Raw genomic sequence first — 25,690 nt, 5'->3', positions numbered from 1 at the left:
ACAATACAATACAATACAATACAATACAATGAAAAGATTTTGTCCCTACCTAAGCTTCGCCTTAGTCATCATCTTAACCAGCCTTAATGGGCCAAATCTACAGGCACAGCTAAATAGTGGCACCGGTCAAGCCCATCTAAGTAAACCTTCCAGTAATATCTCCATCTTTTTGCGTTCTGCCAGTAAAGCTGAAAAGGGGGCTAGGAAAACTTATAAGTGGTGGATACGTAAAGCAGATAGCGTGACGCCTGATCAGGCTGCCGGTCAAGGAGGCGCTCAAGGTTTAGGTGCAGAATATTCGCAGCCAGGGCGTTTAGCAAAGAAAGACAAAGGCTGGCAACCTGCCATCGTACCTGGAACGGTGCTTGCTTCTCTGGTAGCAAATAAAGTGTATCCAGACCCTTATTTTGGAGATAATAACCGAATCAGCAAAGGCTTGATACCAGATATCGCGAATACTGGACGGGAATTTTACCATTATTGGTACAAAACAACCTTTAAGGTGCCAGAGGTATTTGATGGTAAAAAGTGTGGCTCAAATTTCATGGGATAAATTACCGCGCACAAATCTGGCTGAATGGAAAGCGCCTGGGAAAGATAACCGGCATGTTTAACGCAAAAGCATTTGACGTAACAGATATTGTAGATTTACATGGGGAAAATGCCCTGGCTGTTGATATTGATCCGGTAGATTACCCTGGCTCCAATCTTCCCCCTAAAAAGCCAGTACCTGGTGCAAAAGGTGAAGGCCATAATGGTGGAGACGGAGAAATTGGTAAAAATACCACCATGCTCATGAGTGTAGGTTGGGATTTTACCTTTCCTGACGGCGTCCGCGATAGAAATACAGGCATTTGGCAAGACGTAGAATTATATGCAACTGGACCTGTACAAATCAAAAACCCTTATGTACAGTCCAAACTACCCCTGCCAGACACCACAACTGCCAAGGAGACCATCTCTGCCTTATTAGAAAATAGCACAAATAAAGAACAAAAAGGCGTGCTAGCGGCCGAGGTGAAAGATTTGGGTATTCATATTAAAAAAAGCGTGACTTTATTGCCGCACGAAAAAAGACAAATTATTTTGGACCCCTCGGATTATCCCACTCTAAATGTTCAGCACCCTAAGCTTTGGTGGCCCATCAATAAAGGAGCGCAGCATTTATATAGCCTAACTCTTAGTTTTGTAAGTGCCAATGCGGCTGAAAAAGCTACAACAAAGAAGAAAGTTATTAATAAGGTTATTAGTAAGTGTATCGATCTTAATAAAACAGCCCTAAGTCATCAGATAACCACCCAATTTGGTATCAGAAATATCTCAACAGACCGCAATACACCGGATTCTTCCAGAAGATTTTTAGTTAATGGTGTTCCTGTCTTTATCAGAGGAGCCAATTGGATACCAGAGGCTATGTGTAAGCAAACAGAAGATCGCACCTATCATGAGTTGCGCTATATACACCAGGCAGGCTTTAATCTACTCAGGCTTTGGGGTGGCGGTATTGCAGAATCTGATCAGTTTTATCATTTGTGTGACTCGTTAGGCATCATGGTTTGGAGTGAATTTTGGATCACCGGCAATACCCGGTTTCCTAAAGATACCAGTGTGTATATGCATAATCTTCGCAGTACAATCAAAAGAATTCGCTCTCATGCCTCAGTGGCTTATTATGTCTCAGCAAATGAATCAACCGAGCTGCCTGGTGCAGGTAGGGTGATTTACAGCCTGGACAGCGCGACAAATTATCAAAGACAGTCAGAGTGCTGCGGCGTGCATGACGGTAGCCCCTATACCTATGTCAATCCCATGCAATACTTTGATAATACCGCTTCCAAAAGAGGTAGCCGTGTAGATGGATTTAACCCGGAATATGGTGCTCCTTGTCTACCCATCCTCTCTTCCTTAAAAGAAATGATGCCCGCAAAAGACCTATGGCCGATCAATAAAAAAGTCTGGGATTATATGGATGGCGGTGGATTTCATAAAATGACCACCGATTATGACGCCGCCGTTAAAGCCTTTGGGCAATCTGACAACTTAGCAGATTATGTAAAAAAGGCACAGTTAGTAGGCGCCATGAATTACAGGTCTATTATGGAGGTCTGGGATTATAATAAATTCGGATTTGGGGACCGGTTTGCTTCTGGATTTTTGTTTTGGTATATCAACAGTCCAGAGCCGCAGGTGGCTAGCCGTTTATATGACTGGAGCCTGGAGCCAACCGCAGCACTCTATTATACCAAAAACGGCCTTGAACCGCTACATGTGCAGTTTGACTATTTGAAAAACACGGTTTCTGTTTCAAATGATTATAGAAAAGCTTTTAAAGGGTATGAGGTGATTTGTGATGTATACGATCTGAACACCAAAAAAATCAGCCATCAAAAGCGCAAAGTGGATATACCGGCAGATGGCGTCGTTAATAATCTTTTTAAAGTAGATTTTCCTAAGGATATCACACCCGTTCATTTTATAAAACTTAATTTACTGGACAATACAGGGAAAGTTGTTGCCTCCTCCTTTTATTGGCGTTCCACTGACGCGTATAAAGGTCCATGGACAATTACAGGCCCAGCCACCGGAGGCTTTGAAGCGTTAAATACCTTAAAAAGGTTCAATTGGAAAGCGCAGCACGCATTATCCCAAAAAATGGAAAATCTGTGATCCAGATTAAGCTGAACAACAAGGATAAAGTTAATGGCCTGGCTTTTTTTGTACAATTGCAACTCGAGTATAAAGATGGACATCCCATAAAAGGCGCTTTTTATAGCGATAATTTCGTCAATTTACTGCCAGGAGAAAGCAAAGAAATCGAAATTGAACCAGGCATTAATATGCCAGCCAATTGGAAAAAAGATATAGTTATTCACATTTCTGGTTATAATGTTGAGGATAACAATATAGTCCTGTAATTTCGATGTCAGAGGCTAGATTTTGGGTGAAATAAAAAGGCCGTTGAAAAGGACGGCCTTTTTTGTGGGTATCTCGAAGTAATTTTGGAAATCAAATCAAATCAAATCAAATTAAATTAAATTAAATGTTGCTTTGAATGTCGTTTTACCAATTAATTAAACGACAGGTATATACCAGCCTTTAGGCATAAACCGAACGGTTGCTTCATAAGACCAGTACCCAAGTAGGGATAACCTGTTATTGATTTCTCGGAGACTACAATAATTTGGGTTCCAATCTTCGCCTTTTTCAAGACCAATCCACCTATTATATTTTTTAATTTCCTGTTTGTCCTTATTCTCATATGCGATCAGCATTTCTTCATATCCTCCGTGACCACCTACATTTTCCGGAGGGCAGGCGTTGTTCGCCTCAATGCAAAATGGGGTATAAATAGGTTCCTTTATTATTTTTTCCAATATGATTTCATGCAGCCAACCATCACCAAAATCATAAATATAGCAATAGCTCGCTTTTGCCTTTTTAAATACAGTGTTGATTCGTATAGACCTGGCATCCTGCACCGGCGCTTCATCCTCGATTGTAGGGATGCCGATGAGCGCATCCTCCATCCAATTTTTCTCAAAAAACTGGAAAAGATGTTGGTCATTCCACCCAAATGCTCCTTGTATGGCCATATGGAATTGAAAGAAGTTATAATCCGAGGGTACTTGGATGGTTCGATTAACAACTGGGATTGAATCAACTAAGGTGATTTTGAATTGTAAAGTGTTTACTGCCATAATTAATGGGGTTTTATTTAATTAAGTCCAAATCAGAGTGAAAATAGATTTTATGAAATGTGAAATTAAATTTTAATTTAATATTGCAAAATAAAAATTTTAAAAGACCGAAACTTTTGTTTAGAATATCGACCATTTTTAGACGGGCCTTCGATAGGGTATAAGCGGAGATCAATTGACCATTTTAAATTTAATATTGTAATGTGATGGATTTTGTTAGATCGTAACTCTCTTATTTAAAATGATTTGCGACAAAAAATAGAAAATTTTCCTTTTTGTATACTTGCTGTAGATTAGTGATAAATATATCATCGTAGAACAAAGGTGCTAAAAAAGGATAAGCAATTTATTATTTTATTGTTCTTATTAAATTATGGGGGAAAATTTGAAAAAAACGGAGATGCTGTATTATTGTGGTACAAAAACGAGGTCACTAAGTGTTAATAGCAATCATCCAGATTCGACGAGCGCAACAAGATGCTCGCCCTTACACCAACAAGATCCCCGCTGCCTTTGCCAGACGAAGGGCATGTGTTTAGGATGTATTGCCCGTAATTACCTAAGTGATCGTGAAGGCTGTCTTTTCTTACCACTTAACATTCAAGCCCATGTATAATTTTGAACTGCCCCAGTTACCAGAAAGAACGGTAAAATCAAGAGAAACCGGGATCACAATGGTAATGGATAAAGGGCTAAGTTTACGCCAGGCTGAAGACCTTATCAATAGTAGTGACGATTATATTGACATTGTAAAGTTAGGATTCGGGACATCTTTGGTGACAAAAGATCTGGACAAAAAATTGTCATTATATCACTCAGCAGGCATCAAGACCTATTTTGGAGGCACTTTATTTGAAGCTTTTATTGTTAGAGACATGTTTGACCAGTTTCGTGGTCTGGCCCACAAATATAAAATGCAGTGCGTTGAAGTATCAGATGGATCCATACAGATGGATCACGATCAAAAGTGTCATTACATAGAAGTGCTCAGCAAAGACTTTACCGTACTCTCAGAGGTCGGCTCCAAAGAAGAAGGGATTATGATTCGACCCAACCTGTGGATAACGATGATGCAAAAGGAATTAGAAGCAGGGGCCTGGAAAGTAATTGCAGAGGCCAGAGAAAGTGGTACAGTAGGAATATACCGACCCAATGGGAATACGCATGTTACACTGGTAAATAAAATTCTCAAAAATGTCTCCCATGAGAATATCCTGTGGGAAGCCCCCAATAAATCCCAACAAGCCTGGTTTATCAGTATGCTCGGTGCCAATGTAAATCTGGGTAATATTGCTCCAGACGACGTTATTTCCCTGGAAACACTTAGGCTTGGTCTGAGAGGAGATACTTTCAAGCAATTTATGCCAGAAAATAATCAACAAGTATAAAACAATACTGCAACACCCTTGTATCTGGTCATTTAAATTAGGCGTAAGAAAGAAGGCCCGGCATAAGACCTTAATCGTTTAATAAATAGTGCGTACAAGTTTACGATTAGCAAGCTATTGGAAGTCGTCAATAAGGATAACGAAGACTATTTCTGGTATTGTGCGTAGTCATTTTCTTAGATTTAATCGTTAATGTTCGGGTTATTTTCTTTTTCTGATTGACAGAATATATTGTCAATTAACCTCTTTTTAGCTGCTGAATTATTACCCAAAAGTAACAAATATTCATTCATATAATCTGCAGCCTGTAAATATTGGGTATTCCACAAAATAGCCAGGAGATCCTCCTCATTATTAGCCGCAGTAATCTCTACAAAAGTTTCAACGATAAAAAGGTATTCGAGCCACTGATTTGTATTTGCAAAGTGACTAGCCAGTGCCTGATAATATTGATGATAATAATGTGTATTATAAACTTTTACAGTATCAGGAAGATGCCTTTCGAAAAGAATGGATTTGCTTAAAAACTGATCCACCAGACTAAATTTGTTTTGGTTGCAAATCTCAATAAAATACCTACTTACAGCCCCTTCGCGCTCTGTTGATGAATTGTATAATCTGCAAGCCAACCGAAAAGCCACCTGACTATCCTGGAAGGATTCATAAAAATGATATAGTTGCTCAACGAGGTATGGATTAGCCGGATATTTGTCAATGATCTTTTCCAGTTCTTTACATATTAGCCGCTGGCTGGACTGATTATCTGTTGCATAAAATTGATCCTTGATCCTTGCAAGCGCCATAACCTCATCAGGAGAAGGAAAATAGCATTCTTTAAAATTAGGCGTCACAGAGGTAAGCGCTGGATGTGTTTTCAGATGAGTCAGCTGGGCCATAAATTCAGGATCCGCTTTCAAATCGGGCGCAAGCCCATGTTTTAATAAATACAAAAGCGGTGTAAACAACTTTGTGTCATGCAACATTTTAATACCGATCATGGCAAAATCCTGGTTTAAAAAACGCGCCCAATCTTCCCTGCTCCAATCCTTACAATAAGCAGGCGTATATTCAGGGATTTTATATTCAAGTAATTTATTGATCTTATCCTGCACCCTTTGTTGGGCGCTAATTAAACCAAAAGGATCATCCACCGGCTGGCCACCAAGCCTGAGTGATGCGATATCAGGTTTAAAAGCCTCTTTGCTCATTGCATCTTCATTAATATTTTCTGCTTCCTGCTGTACGTTAGGGGCTGGTTCAGACATTTTAAGAAAGCTCGATGCACTTTCAGAATATCCCATGTCCTCTTTTGACGATGCTGCCTGTTGGTTTTCATCCGCTGCGTCTCCCATAGCAATCGTCGAAAGTTGATCTTCCATATTTTCACTACCGGTTCCCTTCGGCGACGTGCCAATTGTTTCCTCGAGCAGATCAGAAATAATAGCCTCTACCTCGTTTGTGCCATCTTTTTGACCCTTACCCGCTTGGGCTGGACCCATAAGACCGGTTTGTTCAGGTGTGTACACAGCTACCGGTTCTGAAACACCCTTTGAATCATCAATAGCATCATTCTTTGAAGCTTCTTGCGAGGCATTCGGCGCTGAAGCTCCCAGGTTGCAATCACTTTGCTTAATTGCTTGCTTGCCATCATGTTTGTTGTCAATTTCGCCATCTTGTTTGCCATCTTGTTTGTCAGCTTGTTGCTCACTATGCTTACTTTTTTTATTACCATGTTGCTCCTTTGAGGATTCTTTGGACATTTTCTGCACTTGGCCCTGCCCAATCTTACCTTCCATATACTTGTCAACAAACTCGTCGACGACCTCCTGGGGCATGGGGATGTTGGAGAAAACAAGTGCGTTGCCAGATGTATGCACAGAGACCTGGTTTGGATCTAACCCTCCAGGAAATCCTTAGCAGCGCTACCAGACTCAATACTTGCAGAAAGAGACCTGTGTTGGAATGCTGCAATTAAGGCAGCCTTTTTAACCTCATTTTTGCTAAAATGCATAATATGCATTCCAGCTAAAAATTCCTCCGGAAACTTACAGTCAATAGCCTTGTGTCTGGCATATGCATCATAAATCAACCTTTCCAAAGCCATTTTGTCCTCATAGGGTTTTAAGGAAAATTCCTTGAGCATACCATCAAACAAATACCTTTCAAGTGCGAACTCAATCATCGCCACTTCCACAATCCCCTTTTGGAGGTTAATACCACAAAGTAAAAAGCTTCTGCTGCCATCTGCCTCGGGTTCCCCCCTGGAAATACAAACCTGCAATAAATGAGGCAGGTCAGGAAAAATTCCTGTGTAATAAGTACATGGCGGCATGCATTTTACGATGCCGGACTCAAATAGGTCTTCCCTAGTGAGTTTTAGAACAGTGGAAGTCGGTTTGCCCGCTGATCCATAGTTCTGGGTCGATTTTTTGTGTTTATTATTTTTCATGCGACGAAAATAGGGGCAGCGGCTATTTGGGTCCAAATTTTCTGTCGTATTCTGCAAATTGGTTCAATATACATTTATATAGATATAATTGATTTTTACAAATAAACCGCGCCGCTAAGCTAATGAAGGATATATCTCTTCTATTTGCCATAAAACCACTTAATCATAAGGCATAGCATTAAAAAAAAGAAGGTCAGTGCGCAATTAATAACTGGTTTATATACAGAATAATTTGCTCAACAGCTTAAATTAGCAGGTTTTTTGCCTGTTTTTGCCTTGATTTGTTTTATTTTGCCACCATGAATATGCCTATTTTATTCCATAGCGATCTGGATATTAAATCAGTAGAGAAAACATATACAAAAACCCTGGATCAGCTCTCCAGAGGCGATTTTGACAGTGCAGACGTTAAAAAAATGCCCACCAGTGGGTTTTACAGGGCCAGATTAGATATCCGGGACAGATTGCTATTTAAAATAATCAACTTTGAAGGACAAAAGCATATTCTTTTATTAGAAGTCATCAAAGACCATAATTATAAAGCCAGTCGCTTTCTAAGAGGCGGCTTAATCCCAGATGAGGCCAGTCTCCAGTCATTGACAGACCCGGCAAAAGCCGAGCCTGATCAAGAAATCCAGCTAAAATATCTAAACCAAGGGACCAGAAAACTACATCTGCTGAATAAATACCTCTCCTTTGATAATTTCAGGAGTCCGTACTAAAACTACCCGCCCCCCTGATCATCATAGGTGCTGCTGGTAGCGGCAAAACCGCCTTAGTACTGGAAAAACTTAAAAACCTGCCCGGAAGCGTGGCCTACATATCGCAGTCCAAGTTTCTGGTTGAAAATGCCAGCACACTTTATTATGGCAATGGCTATAATAACGATAAACAAGAAGTAGAATTTCTATCCCTGGAAGACTATTTAGGTAGCTGGGAGAAACTAAGAGGCAAGGAAGTAACTTTCAGACAATTTGAACCCTGGTATAATCGCCATATACAGGCCATTAAAATAAATGAACCCTACAGGGTATTTGAAGAGTTTAAAGGTGTTATAACCGGCTCCGCTACAGACAGCCCCTATCTCTCCCAAACCGAATATCTGGCCCTAGGTGTCAAACAATCTGTATTTGGAATAGAGGACAGACGCAAGTTATATCCCTTATTTATAAAATATACCCAGTGGCTCAAAGAAAGTGGACTTTATGACAGCAATATGGTTTGCTTCCACCATCTGGCAAAGATTCAACCAACCTACAATTATATAATGGTAGATGAGGTTCAGGATTTGACCAATATGCAGTTAAACTGCATATTAAAATCGCTGGCCACCCCCGGTAATTTTATTCTGACCGGTGACAGCAATCAGATTGTTCATCCCAATTTATTTTCCTGGGCCAAAGTCAAATCCTATTTTCACCAGACGGTAGATGTCACAAAACAACTCCAGATACTGCAGACTAACTACCGCAACAGCGCTCAGGTGGTCACCCTAAGCAATTACCTGTTAAAAATCCGAAACGCACGTTTTGGCTCCATCGACAAAGAAAGCAATTACCTGGTAAATACGATAAGTCAGGAAAAAGGGGAAGTCCTGTTATATCCAGATGACGAAAAAACAAAAAAAGAACTAAATAGACGCACGCAAAGCAGCACCCGTTTTGCCGTTATTGTAACAGATAATAAGTATAAAGAGGCCGCCAGAGCTTATTTCAAGACACCCTTGGTGTTTAGTGTCCAGGAAGCCAAAGGCCTGGAATACGAGAACGTCATCTTAATGAATTTGGTTTCAAATAACGACAAGCAGTTCAAAGAGATCATACAAGGCGTTAGCCCTGAAGATCTGACCGGAAATGAGCTCCATTATAGCCGCGGCGCCAATAAAGCAGACAAAGAAGGAGAAATCTACAAGTTCTATATCAACTCATTTTATGTCGCTATCACCCGCGCCATTAAAAATATCTATTTATTTGAAGCCAGGCTGGATCATCCCATTTTGACCCTAATGCAGCTCAGAGAAACCAAAAGCGGCCTGCAGGTAAAAGAAGAAAAGTCCTCCATGGACGAATGGCTGGAAGAAGCCAGAAGACTCGAAGATCAAGGTAAACTAGAACAGGCGGAGCAAATCAGAGCCAAATATCTGGGCTATGAATATCTCGATCAACAGCAACTGGAAGAAATTTGCCAACTGGCCCTGGATCCAACCAAAACAGAGCAAGAAGTCAAAAAAGAGCGCAAACAGCTTTTCCAGTATGCGAGCAATCATCAGCGGTTCGATTGGATAGAAGCCCTGGCCAACTTACACTTCCCCAGAGCCATTGCCTTTATGAAAGAGCTTAGACTCGTCAGAAAGGAATTTGCCAAAAACGTCCGCACCGGCCGCACCCAGACCGCGTTTAGCGTCATCAATAAATACGGCACCAATTTTAAAACAGATGAAGGACAAACCGGCCTAATGCTCGCTTTATACCATGGACAAGTAGATTTTGCCAGAGCCATGCTTAAAAGAAAAGCCTCCTTGACAGCAATAGACGAGAATGGCTTATTGCCCCTGGATCACCTTTTGTCCGGCTATTTCCAGTACCTACAACAAAAAAATCCACAGCTGGCAACAACAGACACCTTGGAACAGCTATTTCAAGACGTAAAACCTGTAGGGATTACCGTAGATACAGGCGATCGAAAGTTGTATATTGCTGGCCAGTCTATGATCTTTTTTTTAATGTCCGTGATGCGGGCAGTACAAAAGAAACAACCCACTTACAGCGTAAAATGGGTGGATCATCAGGCAAAAGAACAAAATCAGCCATTGCCCGGTTTCTCAATGAATGATTTTATGGAAATAACCTCGGCATTTCCGGGTGAAATTCTGCCTAAATACCGGAAAAAACGAACCTATATCAATGCCATCCTTTCAAATAATGAATATCACCGCAGAGACAAACCCTATTGCAAGGCCGTATTTCTAAGAGTTGGCAAAGGCATATATGCCCTTAATCCAGATGTACATATTTAGAAAAATAGCCTAAAAATATAATTGGAAGACTAGCTTAAGCAAAGGAAACTTAAAGGTTACAGCAGAAAGTAATGTGCAATGCAACAAGAACAAAAATAATAATATTAGTCGTACCTGATAAAAGCGAGAACCGCAAGAAGAATCAGCTAATATAACGAAGTATCCATATAAAATCAGCCCCAGACGGGCTGAAGGGACGTCAGTAATGAAATTGTAAGCAATTTTCAAAAGGGTTTTGCATATCTGGAATAATTTAAAAGGGTAATTTAATTGTTTATTGAATCAGCGGCATTTAATATATTATTAATGATAATGTTTAAGTTCATAGGTATTTGTGCGCCCTCAATAACACCTACATCATCACCCGAATAATCCTCATCACCCGCATAATCCTCAATATCTGCATAATCCTCAATATCTGCATAATCCTCAAACTCATCCTCAACCTCATTATCATCGTCTTCTTCTTCCAGGGCATTCCTTACCTGAACGCACATAAACACCGCAGCCGCAGCATAAAGATCCTTCCATAATTTTGATAATGCGAAGTCATTTCTGGTGGAATCAAGGTTTATAAAAATATCCATCAGTCTTGTAAATTCGGACCAATGCCCAATGCGAACATAATAAGTTGCCAGCGTATGGTAGTAATGATGATAATTATACAAATTGTATGACTTTATGCCTTCAGGCAGATGCTTTTCCAATAAAACAGATTTTTTTAAAAACTGCTCCAGTAGCTGCTTTTTATTGTTTTTGCAGATTTCCATAAAATATTTAACAACGGACTGCTCTCTGTCTTTAGAAGAATTGTACATCCTGCAGGCCTGCCTGTATGCCATTTGACCATCTTCTAAATCCCAATAAAAATCATGCAAAAGCGTCATTATATAAGGGTTTTCTGGATATTGTTCATTCACTTCTTCCAATTTCTTACAAAGCTTACGTCGTTTTTTAATGTCCTTGGAACCTCTATAATCTTGTTGAATTTTCGACATAGATAACACCTCTTGTATGGAAGGCTTATATCCCAGATCAAAATTAGGCTCATGTCCCGTTTCTGCAGGGTGGGTGCCTAGAAAATCGAGCTCTTCTAAAACCAAAGAATCAGCGGCTAATTCAGGGAGGAGGCCATGGAAAAACATATAAAGCAAAGGTGTAAACAGTCGAGCGTTATGCAAATCTGGCAGCTTTTCCAGACAAACCAGCTCTTCCACAAAATTATCCCAATCGGTTCTACTCCAATCCTTACAATAACTAGGGTCGTAATCTGGATAATCCGTAGGAATCAGCTCTTTTATTTGATCATCAAACTCTTTTTTCTTGTAATTAAATAATCATCAATTGGGTCGGTATTAACCCCAGTAGAAGAACCGTGCGAGCCATCCTGCATTCGGGGCTGACCTTTAGGATCATCCAATTCGTTTGTGGTTATTAATATAGCGTCTGCACTACTCAAACCATCCATGGGCTGAGCTGATGCGTCATTGCCAGAAGATTGTTGACCCTGATCACCAATAAGCGCATCAATAACCCCCTGAGGCAAACTGTGATTGTCAAAAATAAGATCCTGACTGGTCGGATGATAAGGTTCGTTGTTTTTGTTATTTTTAAAATAGTCACACAGCATCTGTAATACTTCATCTTCCTTGAGTTTCTTATAGCTGTTTCTACAATCGCGATATTAGCCTGTACCTCCTGGAATGTCGCCAGCCTCTTTGCTTTTTGAATTTTATTTTGTTTATGACTAAGCATTCCTAAAGCCATCGGAAGCTGCTTGGGTAATGGAAGCATCCAGAATGCTTGGCAGGCTCTGGTATCATAAATCAGCCTTTCAAGCGCCATTACATCATTAAATGGGTGTAACTTAAAATACTGAAGTAGATCATCAAAACGCTGCCTGTCAATGCTAATTTCCGTTTTGAAATTTTCAATAATACCCATTCTATCCTGCATTCCTAAATACAAATAGGTCATCGTTCCATCTGGGTGCTCTCTGGCAATACAGACTTGTTTAAGTTCCGGGAATGGTTCAGCGCAATCATTGTAATAACAATGCAGTTCCAATTGCCTTAGCCTGGAGGCGACATACGGGTTTTCTTTGCCCCGATTTTTCATCTTTACCTGTGCGTTTTTTGACACATGGCGATGCTTTGCTGTGTTTTTGTGTTTATTATTTTTCATTGGACGAAAATAAGGGGAGGAGGTGTTAGGAGGCAAATTTTCCGTATAATCCCCAGCTACGCATAAATGGCAAGAAGGTAGCTGTTGCTAATTTAAAGAAAGATTACTTCAATTTGAATGGAAGATTTAGATCTGCTAAATATGTGTATTTTATTGAAAATGTGTTGGTTGTGAACTTAGTAAAGTAAGGTGTTTTTGTTTTACGCTTAGGGTTTACCCAATTTTGGTTTACCTGAAAGCAGCTGCTTAACATTCACTGCTTTAAAAAAATGCATCCGCCCTTAGAATGCAAGACCGATTCTTTGAAAGGGGCGGTTTGTTCGGGACCTTATGTGATTTTTGCCAATTTGATCGTGGGAGATAAAAATGATACCCAAATCGCGCGCGAGTCCAATAATGGGCCGAGGTTGAGTAAAGTGATAAAGTTGCCTTTAAATATAAATAAACAAGATAAAAGGGTCGGGTAAAGCGTTATATAACAAAATATAATTATATTGAGGCGTCAATCCTTAAAATGGAACCTATAGGCTGATTACGTAGCTTAAATATTTGCATCAATATCCAGCAATAACACAAAAAAGGGTCGTAAAATGAATAAGGATTGAAAACAAAGGAGTAGTAACCAGTAACCAGATTCTAAATTCTTGGGAATTAAATAGGATAAATGCAAAAATTAAAAAGTATCTATATTATGTCGCTTACCAATAAAATAAAAGCCGTAAAATACTATCCATTGAACAAAATGCAAAGATTGCAGATGCGAATGGGCATATTACACCATCATTGGCCCAAGATCTCCTCATCTTTATTTTTAAAAACAGCAAGTCTATCCCTTTTCCTTATTTTGTTGATACAGACTACCCGGGCGCAAATAAAGCCTATTGCCCTGCAATCCTTTAACAGCGGCTGGCAGTATACGACCATGCGTTTTCAGGACAAAAAAGACGCACAGGCAGCAAAACCGCGTGGACTCGGTAGTAAGTGGGATGATCAGTTCAATATACAATCAGTAGATATTAAATATAAGGATACATCAAAATCCGCCACCATTAAAAACAAAGAGCAGTTGTCAGTCATTAAAACGCAACTAGAGCATGCTGATTGGCACCCCGTCACCTTACCACACTCCGCTTTTATAGAACCCGTACCTATAGAAAAGCCAATAGAAGGCTACGCTTTTTATAAAAAGACCTTTAAAGTGCCCAGCAACCTCAAAGGCAAACTGATTCAGCTCCAATTTGATGGTGCCATGCAGATCGCAGAAATCTGGGTAAATGGACAGTTTGTAAAAAGACACTTAGGAGGTTACTTGCCCTTTAGCGTAAATCTGACTGATATACTCAACTTTGGCAAAGAAAATACCATTTTTGTCAAATTGGATAACCGGGCAAATCCCATTCTGCCACCAGGAAAACCAGTGGAGAAACTGGATTTTATCTACTATTCCGGTATTTACAGAGATACCTGGCTAAAAATCACCGATCCTTTGCATATCACAAGTGCGAACGAAATACAAAAACCTGGAGGTGGTGGCGTATTTGCACATTATTTAGGCCTGGCACCACGCGGACATGGCGGCATTTTAAAAATCACGACCCATATTAAAAATCAGGATAACAAAACAAGGACTTTTCGCCTGGAGCAAAGCTTGTCCCGACCAAGATTAAACGGGCAGACCTTTGCCAGATCCTATCTTAGGGCAAACCCCACTACGCCTCCATGTAGCCTGCTACCTGGTCAGGATACTACTATAATACAAACCTTGCTAGTAACCAACCCCAGGCAATGGAGCCCGGATAAGCCCTATTTGTATACATTGACCTCCACTGTAAAGGAAAATGGTAAGCTGATCAGTGGACAAAATACAAATATAGGACTTAGAACACTGCGCATTACAGCAGAGAAGGGCGTGCTTATTAATGGCAACCCCATACATATAAACGGCTCCAACAGGCATATGAACTACCCCTGGATCGGCAACGCACTATCAGATAATGCCAATATCAGAGACGCCATCTTAGTGAAAAAAGCCGGAATCAATGCGCTCAGACTGGCCCATTATCCACAGGATCCATCCTTTTATGACGCATGTGACAGCCTGGGCATATTACTGATAGATTGCATTCCAGGCTGGCAATTTTTTAATAAAGCTGAAACCTTCCAGGAGCTCGTCATGCGGGATATCCGGCAAATGATATACAGAGACCGCAATCACCCGGCTATATTTTTATGGGAAACCAGCTTAAATGAATCCTATCCGCCTGCCGCCTTCAGAATTAAACAAGCCCAGGTGGCCCACAAGGCCTGGCAGGACAGCACCGACTTTTATACCAGTGGGGATTCCTACTTTACAAAAGCAGCGTGGGATGTTCCCTATGACGACTGGAATGGAGATCCCGGCAACAGAAACAATACCACCTATCCAGCAAATCCATTTCTTATCCGCGAATACGGAGACTATGAGTTTGGGGGAGGCCAGAGCACTTCCCGCAAATCAAGAGGAGATGGACAGCAGGCGATGTTACAACAGGCCTGGAACTTGCAATGGGAACATAACCGCAATCAATTACGCTATCCAAGGTGTATTGGAGATATGACATGGGCTTTTTTGACGGACTGGCTGGTGTAACCAATAAAGTAGAATCATGGGGACTGGCAGATCTTTATAGAATCCCCAAGTTTTCCTATTATTTTTTCCAGAGCCAACAAAAAACAGACAGCACCATGGTGTATATTGCGGATTACTGGGCAAAAACAAAAAGCAGGGATCAGACAGATAACCCCAAAAAACTAGAAAAGTCATTATATATAGCAATGGCGACTCCGTTCAACTTTCCATCAACGGCAAAGCCATTGCAACAAGAAAACCGGACAGCGGAGCAGACAGGCCTTATGGAACAGATCTGGAAAAAGGAGGCCACCCATTCACTGGCGGAGATGCGGCTGATTTAAGCGCGCCGCCCTTTACTTTTGATGCAGTGCCTTTTACGCCAGGCAGCCTTAAGGCGGTTGCCTACGCAAAAGGAAAAATAGCGGCTACACAAACTATTTATACCCCAGGTACCCCCACAGGCTTAAAATTATCCTTGGATGATCAGGGAGTGCCACTAAAAGCAGATGGAGCTGACGCCGTCTTTGTCCGGGCAACACTCATAGATAGCGCCGGCCACCCCGTTTATACAAATACAGCAGATCTTGATAAAACGATTCATTTTAGCATCAGCGGCCCCGCCGTGATTGTCAGTCCAAATGAAAGGCAAACTGAGGCTGGTATAGCTTCCATACTTATTCAAGCAACAACCCAAAAAGGAAAGCTAGTGATTAAGGCCAGCGCTACTGGGCTCAAATCTGCTACCTTAACCTATAATTTGCAATAAAAGATTAAAAATAAATTAAAAGGGTTTTAAATAAGCGCGCGCCCTAATTTAAGATGCGTTAGGGCGCATTCATAAATCATCCAATAAAACAGTGCATTCAGGGAGTAACAATAACTATTAATCTTCTTCAGTCTGGGTATTTCTGTTTTCTAAAGGGTTCACCTTATCATGATTCACCCATACCAATTTAGATACGTTAAAGCCAATCAACTCAGAAAGCTTCAGGTATTTTTCCTTAATAGGTTGTGGCAAAGTCTTATCGCGAGAAAGAATCCATAAATAATTTAAATTCCTGCCAGCAACCAGCGCATAGTTATAATGGTTATCTATGGCGATTACGTTATAACCTTCATAAAAGGGTCCAAAGAACCTGACTTTTAAAGCCCCGATATGTTCATCGCCTCTGAATTTACCAATGCCTTCCACCTCTTCCCATTGACCCTCGACTGTATTAAAGCCACTATTGATGACCCGGACATTTCCCTCCTTATTAACACTGTAATTGGCCATAACGTTATCCAGATTATGTTCAAAGCGGTAGTCTAAGCGCGCAATTTCATACCAGTTACCCAAGTAGTCATACAAATCAAAGTCCCTTACAGGCTCCGCTTTTTTGGCCTGTATTTCATAGACCTAAGGATCATCACAGCTCCCATGGCGATTGTAGTGCCTAACAGCAATTTCTTTTTCATAACCACCTCCCGTTTTTCCTGTTAAATCGGGACGAAAATGTCGTTATCCAGTCCCGGTTTTTCCTTTGATTATTAAATAGAATCCAAAGATAAAAATATACCTAAATGTGGTATCCTGCATGCTAAATGCCAAAAACGCGTAAAAATTAATGAATCGATAACTAAAATTGTCAAAAACCTGAAAACGGAAGGCAGCTTTGGAGTCCTGAACGTTATATTTAAAGCGTTAAATTGCGCTTAGTATGACCTGGCCATCGAGTTGCCGCGGGTGAAGAAGTGAATTTAAAATTCTGGTATAAATAAAGTTGCAAAAGAGAGAATCGTGAAATAATACCCCGCTGTGAGCAGTAAATGCGCACGGCTGCCTAGTTGCCCTGCAATTATTGCCTTAATAGAAACCTATCTAAGGGCGTAATATTTTTGACAAAGCCTTCCCTTTAGCCAATTCGTCCACCAATTTGTCCAAATACCTGACCTTACGTATAACCGGATCGTCAATTTCTTCCACGCGTTGGCCACAGATAACGCCAGTTATTTTGAGGGCATTTGCATGGAAGGCAGGTGCTTTTGCAAAGAAGTCCTCAAAATTAACCTCCAGATCCAATTGATTTTGTAATCCTTGTTTATTGTACCCGGTCAGCCAAAAGATAACCTCATCGAGTTCTTGCTTAGTGCGGCCTTTTTTTTCAATTTTTTGAAGGTATAAAGGATAAACACTGGCCAGTGTCATTTTATATATTCTTTGCCTTAGGTCCTGCATGCGTTAAAATCTGGGATTTAATGAACTTTGTCAAATTTAAATGGCTTGAAGGCTTCAGCCAAAAGTTCAAGTAAAGTTAATCAATTTTATGTGGCCCCGCAAATAGTTTATCAAGGCGTAAACTGATCTCATGCTTGGAGGACTTGTCCAGTTTTTGAGCCAACCCAAAGGCAATCAAAAACTGAAATGGAAGCCATGCCCTGGTGTCTGTAAATTGTTTATATCCAGGGTACTTCGTTAAAAAATGATACAAATGCCAAAAGCTGGCAAAATCCAGTTGCAAGGCAAAAAAGCCAGCTACCAACTGATAATACCAAAAGAAATTTTTCCCTGTGATCATTTGCTCTTTGCCAAAATGATCTTCCCAAAGGTAACCCTTTTTAAAAAAGCGCTTGAGGCGAGCTGAGCTTCCGTGGGCTTCCAGCTCAGCAAGATAAATCAGCGTAAAATGGATACTATCCGGAAAGTCCTTATAATTTTCCACAGCTACCTTTTCTGCTGCATAAGCCTCATCCGCATATCTGTAAGCTGCATATAGGAGATTTTTAAAATAAGGATTTTCAGGGTATTTCTTCATGGCTATTCTGATCCTTTTTATGATTAGCAAATGGTCAGCCTTGGATTTTTCAATTTGCATATCTTCATCCAGGCTGATTTGTAGAAAATGCTCCTCCTCGTTAGGTTCATAGTCAAACAGATTCACCTCTTGTGGCTGCTGATTAGAATCTGATGGTGTCAATGAAAGACGATCCGATTGCTTGTTATCTTCTGGAATTTGAACCTTATTAAAGGCAGATAGGTAGCACGCTTGTTGACTTGATAATTGTTCAAAAATAACCGTCGTTTTTTCAGGCTCAGTCAGAAAGGGCAGTTCTGTTTTTTCAAAAAGATAAATGAGCGGCGTCAGATTGCCGCTATTTAATTTGGAAAAGTCAGGATCCAGTCCGCCTGCAGGCAGTTCACAAATGAACGCTTCCCATTGATCGCGGCTCCATTTTTCAACAAACTCTGGTTCATAGCTAGCGAACTTAGAACCAAGATGGTTGGCCAAATACCGCTCATTTAAGGCAACTTTTTGGCCGGCAACCGGCGATTGAAAAGTTGCCAGCAGCCGGTGACGTTCACCTAAGTTGATAACTTTGTCTGAAGCAAGGATTTTTTCCGCCAGCCAGAAATCCTTAGGTAAGTGGCCATTTTTTCTGGATTGAATCTCCGCATCAAAAATAAGATGCTCCAAGGCTTCATAATCCTCAAAATCGACCATATTGGTCGTTGCTATAAATGCATCAAAATCCCCACAGGGACATTAAAGTCATATTGCACCTTTTCAATCCAGCCAGTTTTGTCATGAATGCCGAAGATAACAAAAGAGATATTACCATTTACATGCTTTCTTGTAATCGTGATAAAGATTATCATCTCTTCTTTTTTCGAAAAGGTGTGGCCAATATAATATCTACCTGGAGCCAGACTCTTTATCCGTCCCGATTCAAAATAAGTCTCCTTGTTGGTCTGCCGTTTTGTTGATTTTAATAGCTTACCATGGGGATTTATTTTTTTTGCTCTTTTTTTACTTGATTTTGAACCCATAAACAAATTTAAGAAAGCTATTTGGTTTAAAAAATAGACAGAATATTCAAAGTTTACAACATAATTTGGTCAAGATTTATTGGTATGTTGTCTGTATGACGGGGACTTAAACGTTATGTCATTGTTAGACAATTCTTGAAATTTTGACTCAAGTCCATTCAAAACAATATTTGAGATGCACCAAGTGGTTGCCACCAAGATCCGAGTAATTGTAATAGGGGTAAGTCACCTGGAATGGAGGCATATCCAGATACTATAATAAAACTGCTGCTTACCAATATGCATACAGCTTTATTTACTGCGCACATAGATGATTGGCAAATAATATCAAATTTGTTTGAAGCGCGTAAATCTTAAATAGTTTATATTAAGGTGACTATACATACTTAAATAAAATATATTTATAGGTTATTTTCATAAGGCAGCTTTTTGGATCAAATGAAGCAGGACAGTACAGGATGGTTCAATCGATTGCGCATTATAGTTTTGTTTACAAATAAACGTTTGTAGTTGAAGGCGTATTTCCATGGATTGGTTCCTGATTATGCGCGGGGAATTGCACCAACAGTTCTCATAATCTGAAATTGACGTTGATTGTTTGGAATGCTAAAATGCTAAAATGTTATTATTTGAAGTTTTCTTAGTGTGAAGTATGGCCGTTAAAAATCATGCTGATTTGCGTGAAATCGACACAAGGATTTAAATTTTGAAAAGACTGATTAGCGTCCAGCAACGTCCTTCAATGGAAAGGAGAATGCCTTGATTAGAAAAGTGCCTGAATGATTAGCCTTGGAGGAGAATGAAATTAAAAATGAGCATGTTATGTGGGATATATTTAAATAACTCGTTTTGCTACACAATAAAAATAATTATATGCAGAAAACTTTACATGTATTTGAATTAAAGTCATTAATGACAATCGTATTATGTGGCTTGATAGGTGTCCTTAGTCATTTAAAGGCGCAGAAAGTGGCCTTTCCGGGGGCTGAGGGCTTTGGGAAATATGCCATCGGCGCTAGATCAGGGGATCTGTTTATCATGTGACAAATTTAAATGACGCTGGAGCGGGTTCGCTAAGGGACGCGGTGAGTCAGCCCAATCGGATAGTCGTGTTTGATGTGGCGGGCGTAATACGTATTAATAGCCGCATTGTTGTCTCAAACAATATTTATCTGGCTGGCCAGACAGCTCCAGGTGAAGGGATTACCGTTTATGGGAATGGATGGTCTTTTTCAGGGGCAAGTAATACGATTTGCAGATATATGAAAATCAGGATGGGAATTGTTGGCAGTGATGGTAAAGATGCCAACGGGATAGCCAACGGGCATGATATGATTTTTGACCATTGTTCCATTTCCTGGGGAAGAGACGAAAATTTTTCCATTAATTCTACAACAGCTTATAATATTACCATCCAAAATTGTATTATCTCTCAAGGCCTGATGAGTCATTCGGCCGGAGGGTTAATACAGGCAGATAGTATCACCTTATACAGAAATCTATATGCGGATAATACGACCCGAAACAATAAAGTAAAAGGCCGCAGTCAGTATGTGAATAACATAGTGTATAATTGGAATAACGGCGCTTATATAATGGGAGGAGAGTCTGAAGGCGATTCTTACGTTAATGTAACAAATAACTGTTTTATTAAAGGACCAGAAAATGGAGTGCCTCCCTTTAATTTAGGTAACAGTTCTTTTCATATTTATGCGGCTGACAATATTTTTGACAAAAATACAAATGCTATTTTTGATCCCTACTTAATTCCTGAAAGTGAATATGTAGGACCGCCTGATTTTCAAGTAAGTCCTTTTAACTATCCAACTTTGCCGGTATGGTCTGCAAACAGGTTATTTGACTCTCTATTGCCAGCTGTAGGCGCCAGCCTGCCTTATAGAGATTATGCCGATTATTATGTAATCGGTGAAGTTAAATCACTTGGATTAAAAGGGGAACTGATTGCCAATGAAGGCTCACTTCCTTTTGGTGCGCCAACTTCCTGGCATTTATGGGCAGGTAATCCTATTAAGGATACAGATGGTGATGGTATGCCAGATGATTGGGAGATTGCAAACGGTACTAATGATCAGTCAGACGATGCAATGAACCTTGCTGCCAATGGGTATACCAATATAGAAAACTATATAAACAGCCTTACGAAAGAAAATGTGCAACCCTATTTAAGAAACCCTCTGGGCTTGACTAAGGACTCCGCCACCCAGACTACCGTGTATTTATCCTGGCTTGATTATACCTCTGGGGAAGATGGATTTTACATAGAAAAAAGAGTAGGGGGGATTTGGCAAGCATTTGATACGACGGCCAGTAATGTAAATCATCTTTCAGTAACTGGGATGGCTCCCGAGCAGACCGATACTTTTAGGGTCGTCGCATTTAAAGATACGGCACGCTCCGGCTATTCAAATGAACTGATTGCTAAATCAAAAGCGGTTGTTGTACCTGTTTTAGATACGCTTACTTTTAAAGCTGATCTTACCTGGCTTGGCAACATAGATAGTATTTGGGATTTTAACAAAAAAAACTGGGTGGATCAAAATGGTCTGGCGGCCACTTTCAAAGACAGCAGCAAATTATTATTCCCAGATAAAGAAACTGCACAGGTGATCGTAATAAATGACCCTGTGACGCCAGGGGATATTTTAATCAAGGGTAATCAGGACTATACCTTTAAAGGTCAGGCTGCCATCACCGGCCAGTCATCTTTAAATAAAACCGGTACCGGAACCTTGTTTATGCAAAATATAAATGCTTATAAGGGGCCCACAGTTCTATATAAAGGGGCCATCGAGTTTGCCAAGCTAGCAAATGGTGATTCTGTCAGTTCCATTGGTGCTGCTGCTAATTACCCCTTTAATTGGCGATGGAAAGGCGGTAGCTGGGTGTATACCGGTAAGTCTGCTACAACAGATCGCAGTGCGATTATAGATGAGAATACAGTTTTTAGTGTTAAGGACAGCAGCGCTGTGGTTACTTTTACAGGTACGCTAAGTGGGGAGGGTGGTCTGATTAAATCTGGCCCAGGTACACTTTTGTTACAAAAGGAAAATACCTATGCAGGCCCCACCATCATAAATGGAGGTGTATTGGAAGTAAGGCCGGTCAGTAGCGCTAGCCAGCAAGAAGATATCATTGATGAGAATCGAGGTATTGGTACCTCAAATATTATGCGTTTGCATAATGGGATTTATAGAACTTCCGGTGGCAGCAATACCATTTATGAAAATTATCCCTTGGATCTTTATATAGATGATAGTACTGTCAATGGATTTGAGCCCAACAGAAACGCAAATCTTACCATGACTTTACATGGAAATGGAATACTGAACTATAAGATCCCCTATCTTAGGGAGCTTATTCAGGGCGACTGGAGTGATTTTTCTGGAACCTTGATTGCCAGCAGTGCAGATAATGGATTATTAATCATTGATAATAATGTGGGTTTTCCTAATAATAGGGTAGTTGTGACCGGTTCTGCCAAAATTGTGAACTGGAACAATAATCAAACAATATCCATTGGTGGATTATCAGGAGATGAGGGAACCATGTTATCCTGCGGAGGGGTAAAAACACAATCTTTTGGTTTTGGGTATACGACTTATTCAGTAGGGTCAGCTGGAACGGATGAGACCTTTAAGGGTGAGATCAATAACCAGCCATATGGCTCAACCAGCAATACAACTGGTGAAACTTCTATTATTAAGGAGGGAGCAGGTTATTGGCGGCTGACAGGCAATAACACTTATAGTGGAACAACCACCATTAGCCAGGGGCAATTAATTGTTAACGGAGAAAACAGTGGTAAAGGTAATGTGTGGGTTGAAGGAGGCACCCTCTCTGGCATTGGAAGCATTGCTGGAAACGTCACCGTACAGGCTGGTGGGAGTCTGTCAGCCGGGGATAGTCTTATGGGAACTTTAAGGCTGAAGGCCAATCTTACATTAGATTCCGGTGCAATTACCGCAGTCCGTGTGAATAAGGGTCTGGACAGTTCAGATAAAATACATGTCGCTGATACCCTGATTTACGGAGGCTTGCTTTCTATTGATACAACGCTCGGCGCACTTACCGCAGGCAGTAAATTTAAAATTTTTGAACCCGACGGCTTTGTTGCGGGTGATTTTAGGGCATATAGCCCTGCAACTCCTGGCAAAAACTTATTTTGGAAGTTTAATCCAACAGCAGGAATATTAATGGTTGGTGCACCTGGATATGTCTTTGCCCCATCAGATATTAAATTAAATACGACAACAGATATACCAACATCAACCAGTAGCATAGCCTTAAACTGGGTAGATAATTCGGATAGCGAATCTTATTTTGTCATTGAGAGAGCAACTGAAAATAGTCAATTTCATGAGGTGGCCCGTCTAGGCCAAGATATGACCAACTACACGGATTCATTATTAACCCCTAATACGACTTATTTTTACCGTCTAAAGGCAGTGGTGAGTAATGCCCAAATGTCAGCGTATAGTGATACCGTATCCATTAGGACGCCTTTAGATTATTATCCCGCTGCTGTTGTCACCTCGCCTAGTCCAACTAATGAGCAACAATTGTCTGGATTTCTTGGCTCAAAGCTCATCTTGCATTGGCAAGGAGGCGCCCATACGGACAGTTTTGCCGTTTATTTAGGAAAAGATTCCCTGCATTTAAGAAAGATGGGAGATGTTTTATTTTCCGACACAGCTAGCATAGCTGTTACTGATATTAAAAGCAATTCGACTTATTATTGGCGGGTAGATGCATTGGGTGGTGCTCATACGACCAAGGGGCCTCTTTGGCACTTTACAACAGGTAATCCGGCTCATATGATTGTGCATTACAGCTTAGATGAGCTATCGGGCGATAGCGCTTTTGATCAGAGTGGACATGATTTAACAGCTACGGTAAATTTTACACCTGTTTGGGCGCAAAACCAGGGGAAAATTAATGGCGCCCTTGCCTTTACCAATGCAACCGAGCAAAATGCAGCATTGATTTTGCCTGCCAACGAAGCTGTAGAATTGGATAGTACCTCTTTTTCGATTTCCTTGTGGGTTAAAATACCCGCTAATACCTATTCATTCGCAGATGGGAAGGATTGTTATCTGATCCAAAAAGGAACAATGGAGGCAAATACAGGGAAATGGTATGGTTTGCAGCTAAAAGACAATAATTTGACCTTTGCTATTGATGATGGTGTTCATAAAAGCAGCCTGAGTGTGAAAATGGAAGGGGCGCATAATATATATAATAATAGCTGGAATCATATTGTCGCCGTAAGGGATATGGCCTCAAAACAAATATATGTGTATATAAATGGTGTTTTATCCGGATCTGCATCCGGTAGTGCGACAACCGGTATCGGCAGTCTGGATAAAGATTTAACGATTGGTAATTCAGTTGAACAAAAACCTTACAGAGATCAGATAGATGATATTCGATTTTATGATAATGCCTTAACGGCGGATGCTATTGCTGATATTTACCATTTGACCGATCCCGCATCCAATCCTTTACGTGTCCAGTCATTTACAGGCAAGGAGATTGGCGGAAAAATTTATCTTAAGTGGCAGACGGAGCATGAGTTAGATACACACTTTTTTCAATTATACCGTTCAGCGGACAGTATACATTACCGGTTGCTCACTAAAGTTTGGGCAAAGGATTATGGGGATAGCCTAACAAGTTATTCTTATGTAGATGGCCATCCTATACACGGAAAAAACTACTATCGATTAATGCAAATGGATGAAATCGGTCAAAGAAGCCTGTTGGCAGAAACTTTGGTATTGTTTGGACATAAGGAAGTATTTGATGTCTTTCCTAATCCGTTTTATGGTAATCATTTGCATTTTTATCTAAAAAACTTTACTGAGAAAAATAAATTCCATGCCAGCTTTTATGGTTTAAATGGTATGCATATTGTATCTGCAGATTTTAAGGTTAATCCACAACATACTTATACACTGCAATTCCCACACAAGCTACGCCAAGGCATTTATCTTTTAAATGTCAGCGATGGCGTCAAACGCATCGAAAAGAAGGTAATCGTAAAATAAAACAAAGAACCACTTATTATCGTCAGGATGTTTTTCATAAAAAATATTTGTAAAACACCCTGACGACTTTATCCACTTTCAGGGCGATAAAAATGGCTGAAACAGCAAGTGAATTCCTGTTAATGGAGATGTTATGTAATATATAGTTTACTAAATGAGTTTAATTAAAATAATGAAATATTTTATATGTATTTTCTGTTTTCCTATAAAAAAGAAAATAAAGTCTTAAAAAAATCAAAATTAGAAGATATTTTATATAAAATTTTAGCAATTATTCAAAAAAGGAAAAATATCTATTGTTGTATAAAACCATTATGTTACATATATTTAATAAATAAATATTTATACTATATTTTCATAATTAAATTATAAAGAGATAGTTAGCAGGATAGTACAGGACAGTTCAATCGATTGCAATTTATAGTTTTGTTTACAAATAAACGTTTGTAAAAGGCTGAACTGTTAATT

20 protein-coding genes are annotated in these 25,690 nt (G+C 40.1%); 11 read left to right on the top strand and 9 right to left on the bottom strand.

Annotation, left to right across the window (positions count from 1 at the left end; genetic code table 11):
• Window positions 1-28 precede the first annotated feature (28 nt).
• Genes FSB73_RS23550 through FSB73_RS23545 form a run of 3 tightly spaced genes read left to right on the top strand, consistent with a single transcriptional unit; the run spans window position 29 to window position 2,915 of the window.
• Window positions 29-553 (top strand): glycosyl hydrolase 2 galactose-binding domain-containing protein, encoded by a 525-nt coding sequence (locus tag FSB73_RS23550; protein ID WP_225974319.1) that lies wholly within the window; start codon window positions 29-31, stop codon window positions 551-553.
• Window positions 529-2,667, top strand: a complete 2,139-nt coding sequence (locus tag FSB73_RS00160) for a glycoside hydrolase family 2 protein (RefSeq protein WP_225974318.1) — start codon at window positions 529-531, stop codon at window positions 2,665-2,667. The genes FSB73_RS23550 and FSB73_RS00160 overlap by 25 nt, the downstream gene beginning before the upstream one ends.
• Complete coding sequence (locus FSB73_RS23545; protein WP_262712436.1) at window positions 2,664-2,915, top strand: glycoside hydrolase family 2 protein; 252 nt, start codon at window positions 2,664-2,666, stop codon at window positions 2,913-2,915. Before FSB73_RS00160 ends, FSB73_RS23545 begins: the two co-directional genes overlap by 4 nt.
• 156 nt (window positions 2,916-3,071) lie before the next feature.
• Here the strand turns inward: FSB73_RS23545 and FSB73_RS00155 are convergent, their stop codons facing one another.
• Window positions 3,072-3,698 (bottom strand): plasmid pRiA4b ORF-3 family protein, encoded by a 627-nt coding sequence (locus FSB73_RS00155; RefSeq protein ID WP_146779624.1) that lies wholly within the window; start codon window positions 3,696-3,698, stop codon window positions 3,072-3,074.
• Between the two features lie 608 nt (window positions 3,699-4,306).
• Between FSB73_RS00155 and FSB73_RS00150 the strand changes: the two genes are divergently transcribed.
• Window positions 4,307-5,086 (top strand): phosphosulfolactate synthase, encoded by a 780-nt coding sequence (locus FSB73_RS00150; protein ID WP_146779623.1) that lies wholly within the window; start codon window positions 4,307-4,309, stop codon window positions 5,084-5,086.
• A gap of 182 nt (window positions 5,087-5,268) precedes the next feature.
• On the opposite strand, the gene FSB73_RS00145 is transcribed toward FSB73_RS00150, so the two are convergent.
• Window positions 5,269-6,963 carry a hypothetical protein gene (locus tag FSB73_RS00145; RefSeq protein ID WP_146779622.1) on the bottom strand — a complete coding sequence of 565 codons (1,695 nt, stop codon included), beginning with the start codon at window positions 6,961-6,963 and terminating at the stop codon, window positions 5,269-5,271.
• 17 nt (window positions 6,964-6,980) lie between these two features.
• A complete protein-coding gene (locus FSB73_RS00140) occupies window positions 6,981-7,535 on the bottom strand; it encodes a hypothetical protein (RefSeq protein ID WP_146779621.1) in 555 nt (184 codons plus the stop codon).
• Between the two features lie 299 nt (window positions 7,536-7,834).
• Between FSB73_RS00140 and FSB73_RS00135 the strand changes: the two genes are divergently transcribed.
• Both FSB73_RS00135 and FSB73_RS00130 read left to right on the top strand, forming a co-directional pair.
• Window positions 7,835-8,257: a hypothetical protein gene (locus FSB73_RS00135; RefSeq protein ID WP_146779620.1), complete on the top strand. Its 423-nt coding sequence runs from the start codon at window positions 7,835-7,837 to the stop codon at window positions 8,255-8,257.
• An 89-nt stretch (window positions 8,258-8,346) separates the two neighbouring features.
• On the top strand, window positions 8,347-10,551 hold the full coding sequence (locus FSB73_RS00130) for a UvrD-helicase domain-containing protein (protein WP_158639348.1): 2,205 nt from the start codon (window positions 8,347-8,349) through the stop codon (window positions 10,549-10,551).
• Window positions 10,552-10,817: 266 nt separating this feature from the next.
• On the opposite strand, the gene FSB73_RS00125 is transcribed toward FSB73_RS00130, so the two are convergent.
• Both FSB73_RS00125 and FSB73_RS00120 read right to left on the bottom strand, forming a co-directional pair.
• On the bottom strand, window positions 10,818-11,768 hold the full coding sequence (locus tag FSB73_RS00125; protein ID WP_146779618.1) for a hypothetical protein: 951 nt from the start codon (window positions 11,766-11,768) through the stop codon (window positions 10,818-10,820).
• A gap of 238 nt (window positions 11,769-12,006) precedes the next feature.
• Window positions 12,007-12,735, bottom strand: a complete 729-nt coding sequence (locus FSB73_RS00120) for a hypothetical protein (protein WP_146779617.1) — start codon at window positions 12,733-12,735, stop codon at window positions 12,007-12,009.
• 664 nt (window positions 12,736-13,399) lie between these two features.
• Here FSB73_RS00120 and FSB73_RS00115 point away from each other — a divergent pair.
• Genes FSB73_RS00115 through FSB73_RS00110 form a run of 3 tightly spaced genes read left to right on the top strand, consistent with a single transcriptional unit; the run spans window position 13,400 to window position 16,112 of the window.
• Entirely contained in the window at window positions 13,400-15,364 is a 1,965-nt protein-coding gene (locus FSB73_RS00115) for a glycoside hydrolase family 2 protein (RefSeq protein ID WP_146779616.1), read from the top strand.
• Window positions 15,334-15,687, top strand: a complete 354-nt coding sequence (locus FSB73_RS23155) for a hypothetical protein (RefSeq protein ID WP_158639347.1) — start codon at window positions 15,334-15,336, stop codon at window positions 15,685-15,687. The genes FSB73_RS00115 and FSB73_RS23155 overlap by 31 nt, the downstream gene beginning before the upstream one ends.
• Window positions 15,573-16,112, top strand: a complete 540-nt coding sequence (locus FSB73_RS00110; RefSeq protein WP_225974905.1) for a hypothetical protein — start codon at window positions 15,573-15,575, stop codon at window positions 16,110-16,112. Before FSB73_RS23155 ends, FSB73_RS00110 begins: the two co-directional genes overlap by 115 nt.
• Window positions 16,113-16,229: 117 nt before the next feature.
• Here the strand turns inward: FSB73_RS00110 and FSB73_RS00105 are convergent, their stop codons facing one another.
• From FSB73_RS00105 to FSB73_RS00090, 4 genes are all read right to left on the bottom strand, one after another.
• A complete protein-coding gene (locus tag FSB73_RS00105; protein ID WP_262712435.1) occupies window positions 16,230-16,697 on the bottom strand; it encodes a lipocalin family protein in 468 nt (155 codons plus the stop codon).
• 510 nt (window positions 16,698-17,207) lie between these two features.
• Window positions 17,208-17,564 (bottom strand): DUF2200 domain-containing protein, encoded by a 357-nt coding sequence (locus FSB73_RS00100; protein WP_146779614.1) that lies wholly within the window; start codon window positions 17,562-17,564, stop codon window positions 17,208-17,210.
• Between the two features lie 76 nt (window positions 17,565-17,640).
• Window positions 17,641-18,828 (bottom strand): hypothetical protein, encoded by a 1,188-nt coding sequence (locus FSB73_RS00095; protein ID WP_146779613.1) that lies wholly within the window; start codon window positions 18,826-18,828, stop codon window positions 17,641-17,643.
• An 11-nt stretch (window positions 18,829-18,839) separates the two neighbouring features.
• The gene (locus FSB73_RS00090; RefSeq protein ID WP_146779612.1) at window positions 18,840-19,154 is read right to left on the bottom strand and encodes a hypothetical protein; all 315 of its coding nucleotides are present in this window, start codon (window positions 19,152-19,154) and stop codon (window positions 18,840-18,842) included.
• Window positions 19,155-20,027: 873 nt separating this feature from the next.
• Here FSB73_RS00090 and FSB73_RS23450 point away from each other — a divergent pair.
• On the top strand, window positions 20,028-20,198 hold the full coding sequence (locus FSB73_RS23450; protein WP_192904083.1) for a hypothetical protein: 171 nt from the start codon (window positions 20,028-20,030) through the stop codon (window positions 20,196-20,198).
• Window positions 20,195-25,222, top strand: coding sequence for an autotransporter-associated beta strand repeat-containing protein (locus FSB73_RS23445; RefSeq protein WP_192904082.1), 5,028 nt, complete (start codon window positions 20,195-20,197; stop codon window positions 25,220-25,222). The genes FSB73_RS23450 and FSB73_RS23445 overlap by 4 nt, the downstream gene beginning before the upstream one ends.
• The last annotated feature ends 468 nt before the right edge of the window (window positions 25,223-25,690 follow it).

It is taken from the genome of Arachidicoccus ginsenosidivorans, from assembly GCF_007971385.1.
Classification (GTDB): domain Bacteria; phylum Bacteroidota; class Bacteroidia; order Chitinophagales; family Chitinophagaceae; genus Arachidicoccus; species Arachidicoccus ginsenosidivorans.
This window is presented reverse-complemented; position numbering and strand designations above follow the sequence as displayed.

What these genes read in the sequence shown, in the direction of transcription:
- FSB73_RS23550 (WP_225974319.1), top strand. Translation starts at nt 29, where the DNA reads ATGAAAAGATTTTGTCCCTACCTAAGCTTCGCCTTAGTCATCATCTTA.
- FSB73_RS00120 (WP_146779617.1), bottom strand. Translation starts at nt 12,735, where the DNA reads ATGAAAAATAATAAACACAAAAACACAGCAAAGCATCGCCATGTGTCA.
- FSB73_RS23450 (WP_192904083.1), top strand. Translation starts at nt 20,028, where the DNA reads ATGCAGAAAACTTTACATGTATTTGAATTAAAGTCATTAATGACAATC.
- FSB73_RS00100 (WP_146779614.1), bottom strand. Translation starts at nt 17,564, where the DNA reads ATGCAGGACCTAAGGCAAAGAATATATAAAATGACACTGGCCAGTGTT.
- FSB73_RS00140 (WP_146779621.1), bottom strand. Translation starts at nt 7,535, where the DNA reads ATGAAAAATAATAAACACAAAAAATCGACCCAGAACTATGGATCAGCG.
- FSB73_RS00115 (WP_146779616.1), top strand. Translation starts at nt 13,400, where the DNA reads ATGCAAAAATTAAAAAGTATCTATATTATGTCGCTTACCAATAAAATA.
- FSB73_RS00090 (WP_146779612.1), bottom strand. Translation starts at nt 19,154, where the DNA reads ATGGGTTCAAAATCAAGTAAAAAAAGAGCAAAAAAAATAAATCCCCAT.
- FSB73_RS00095 (WP_146779613.1), bottom strand. Translation starts at nt 18,828, where the DNA reads ATGGTCGATTTTGAGGATTATGAAGCCTTGGAGCATCTTATTTTTGAT.
- FSB73_RS00135 (WP_146779620.1), top strand. Translation starts at nt 7,835, where the DNA reads ATGAATATGCCTATTTTATTCCATAGCGATCTGGATATTAAATCAGTA.
- FSB73_RS23155 (WP_158639347.1), top strand. Translation starts at nt 15,334, where the DNA reads ATGGGCTTTTTTGACGGACTGGCTGGTGTAACCAATAAAGTAGAATCA.
- FSB73_RS00150 (WP_146779623.1), top strand. Translation starts at nt 4,307, where the DNA reads ATGTATAATTTTGAACTGCCCCAGTTACCAGAAAGAACGGTAAAATCA.
- FSB73_RS00155 (WP_146779624.1), bottom strand. Translation starts at nt 3,698, where the DNA reads ATGGCAGTAAACACTTTACAATTCAAAATCACCTTAGTTGATTCAATC.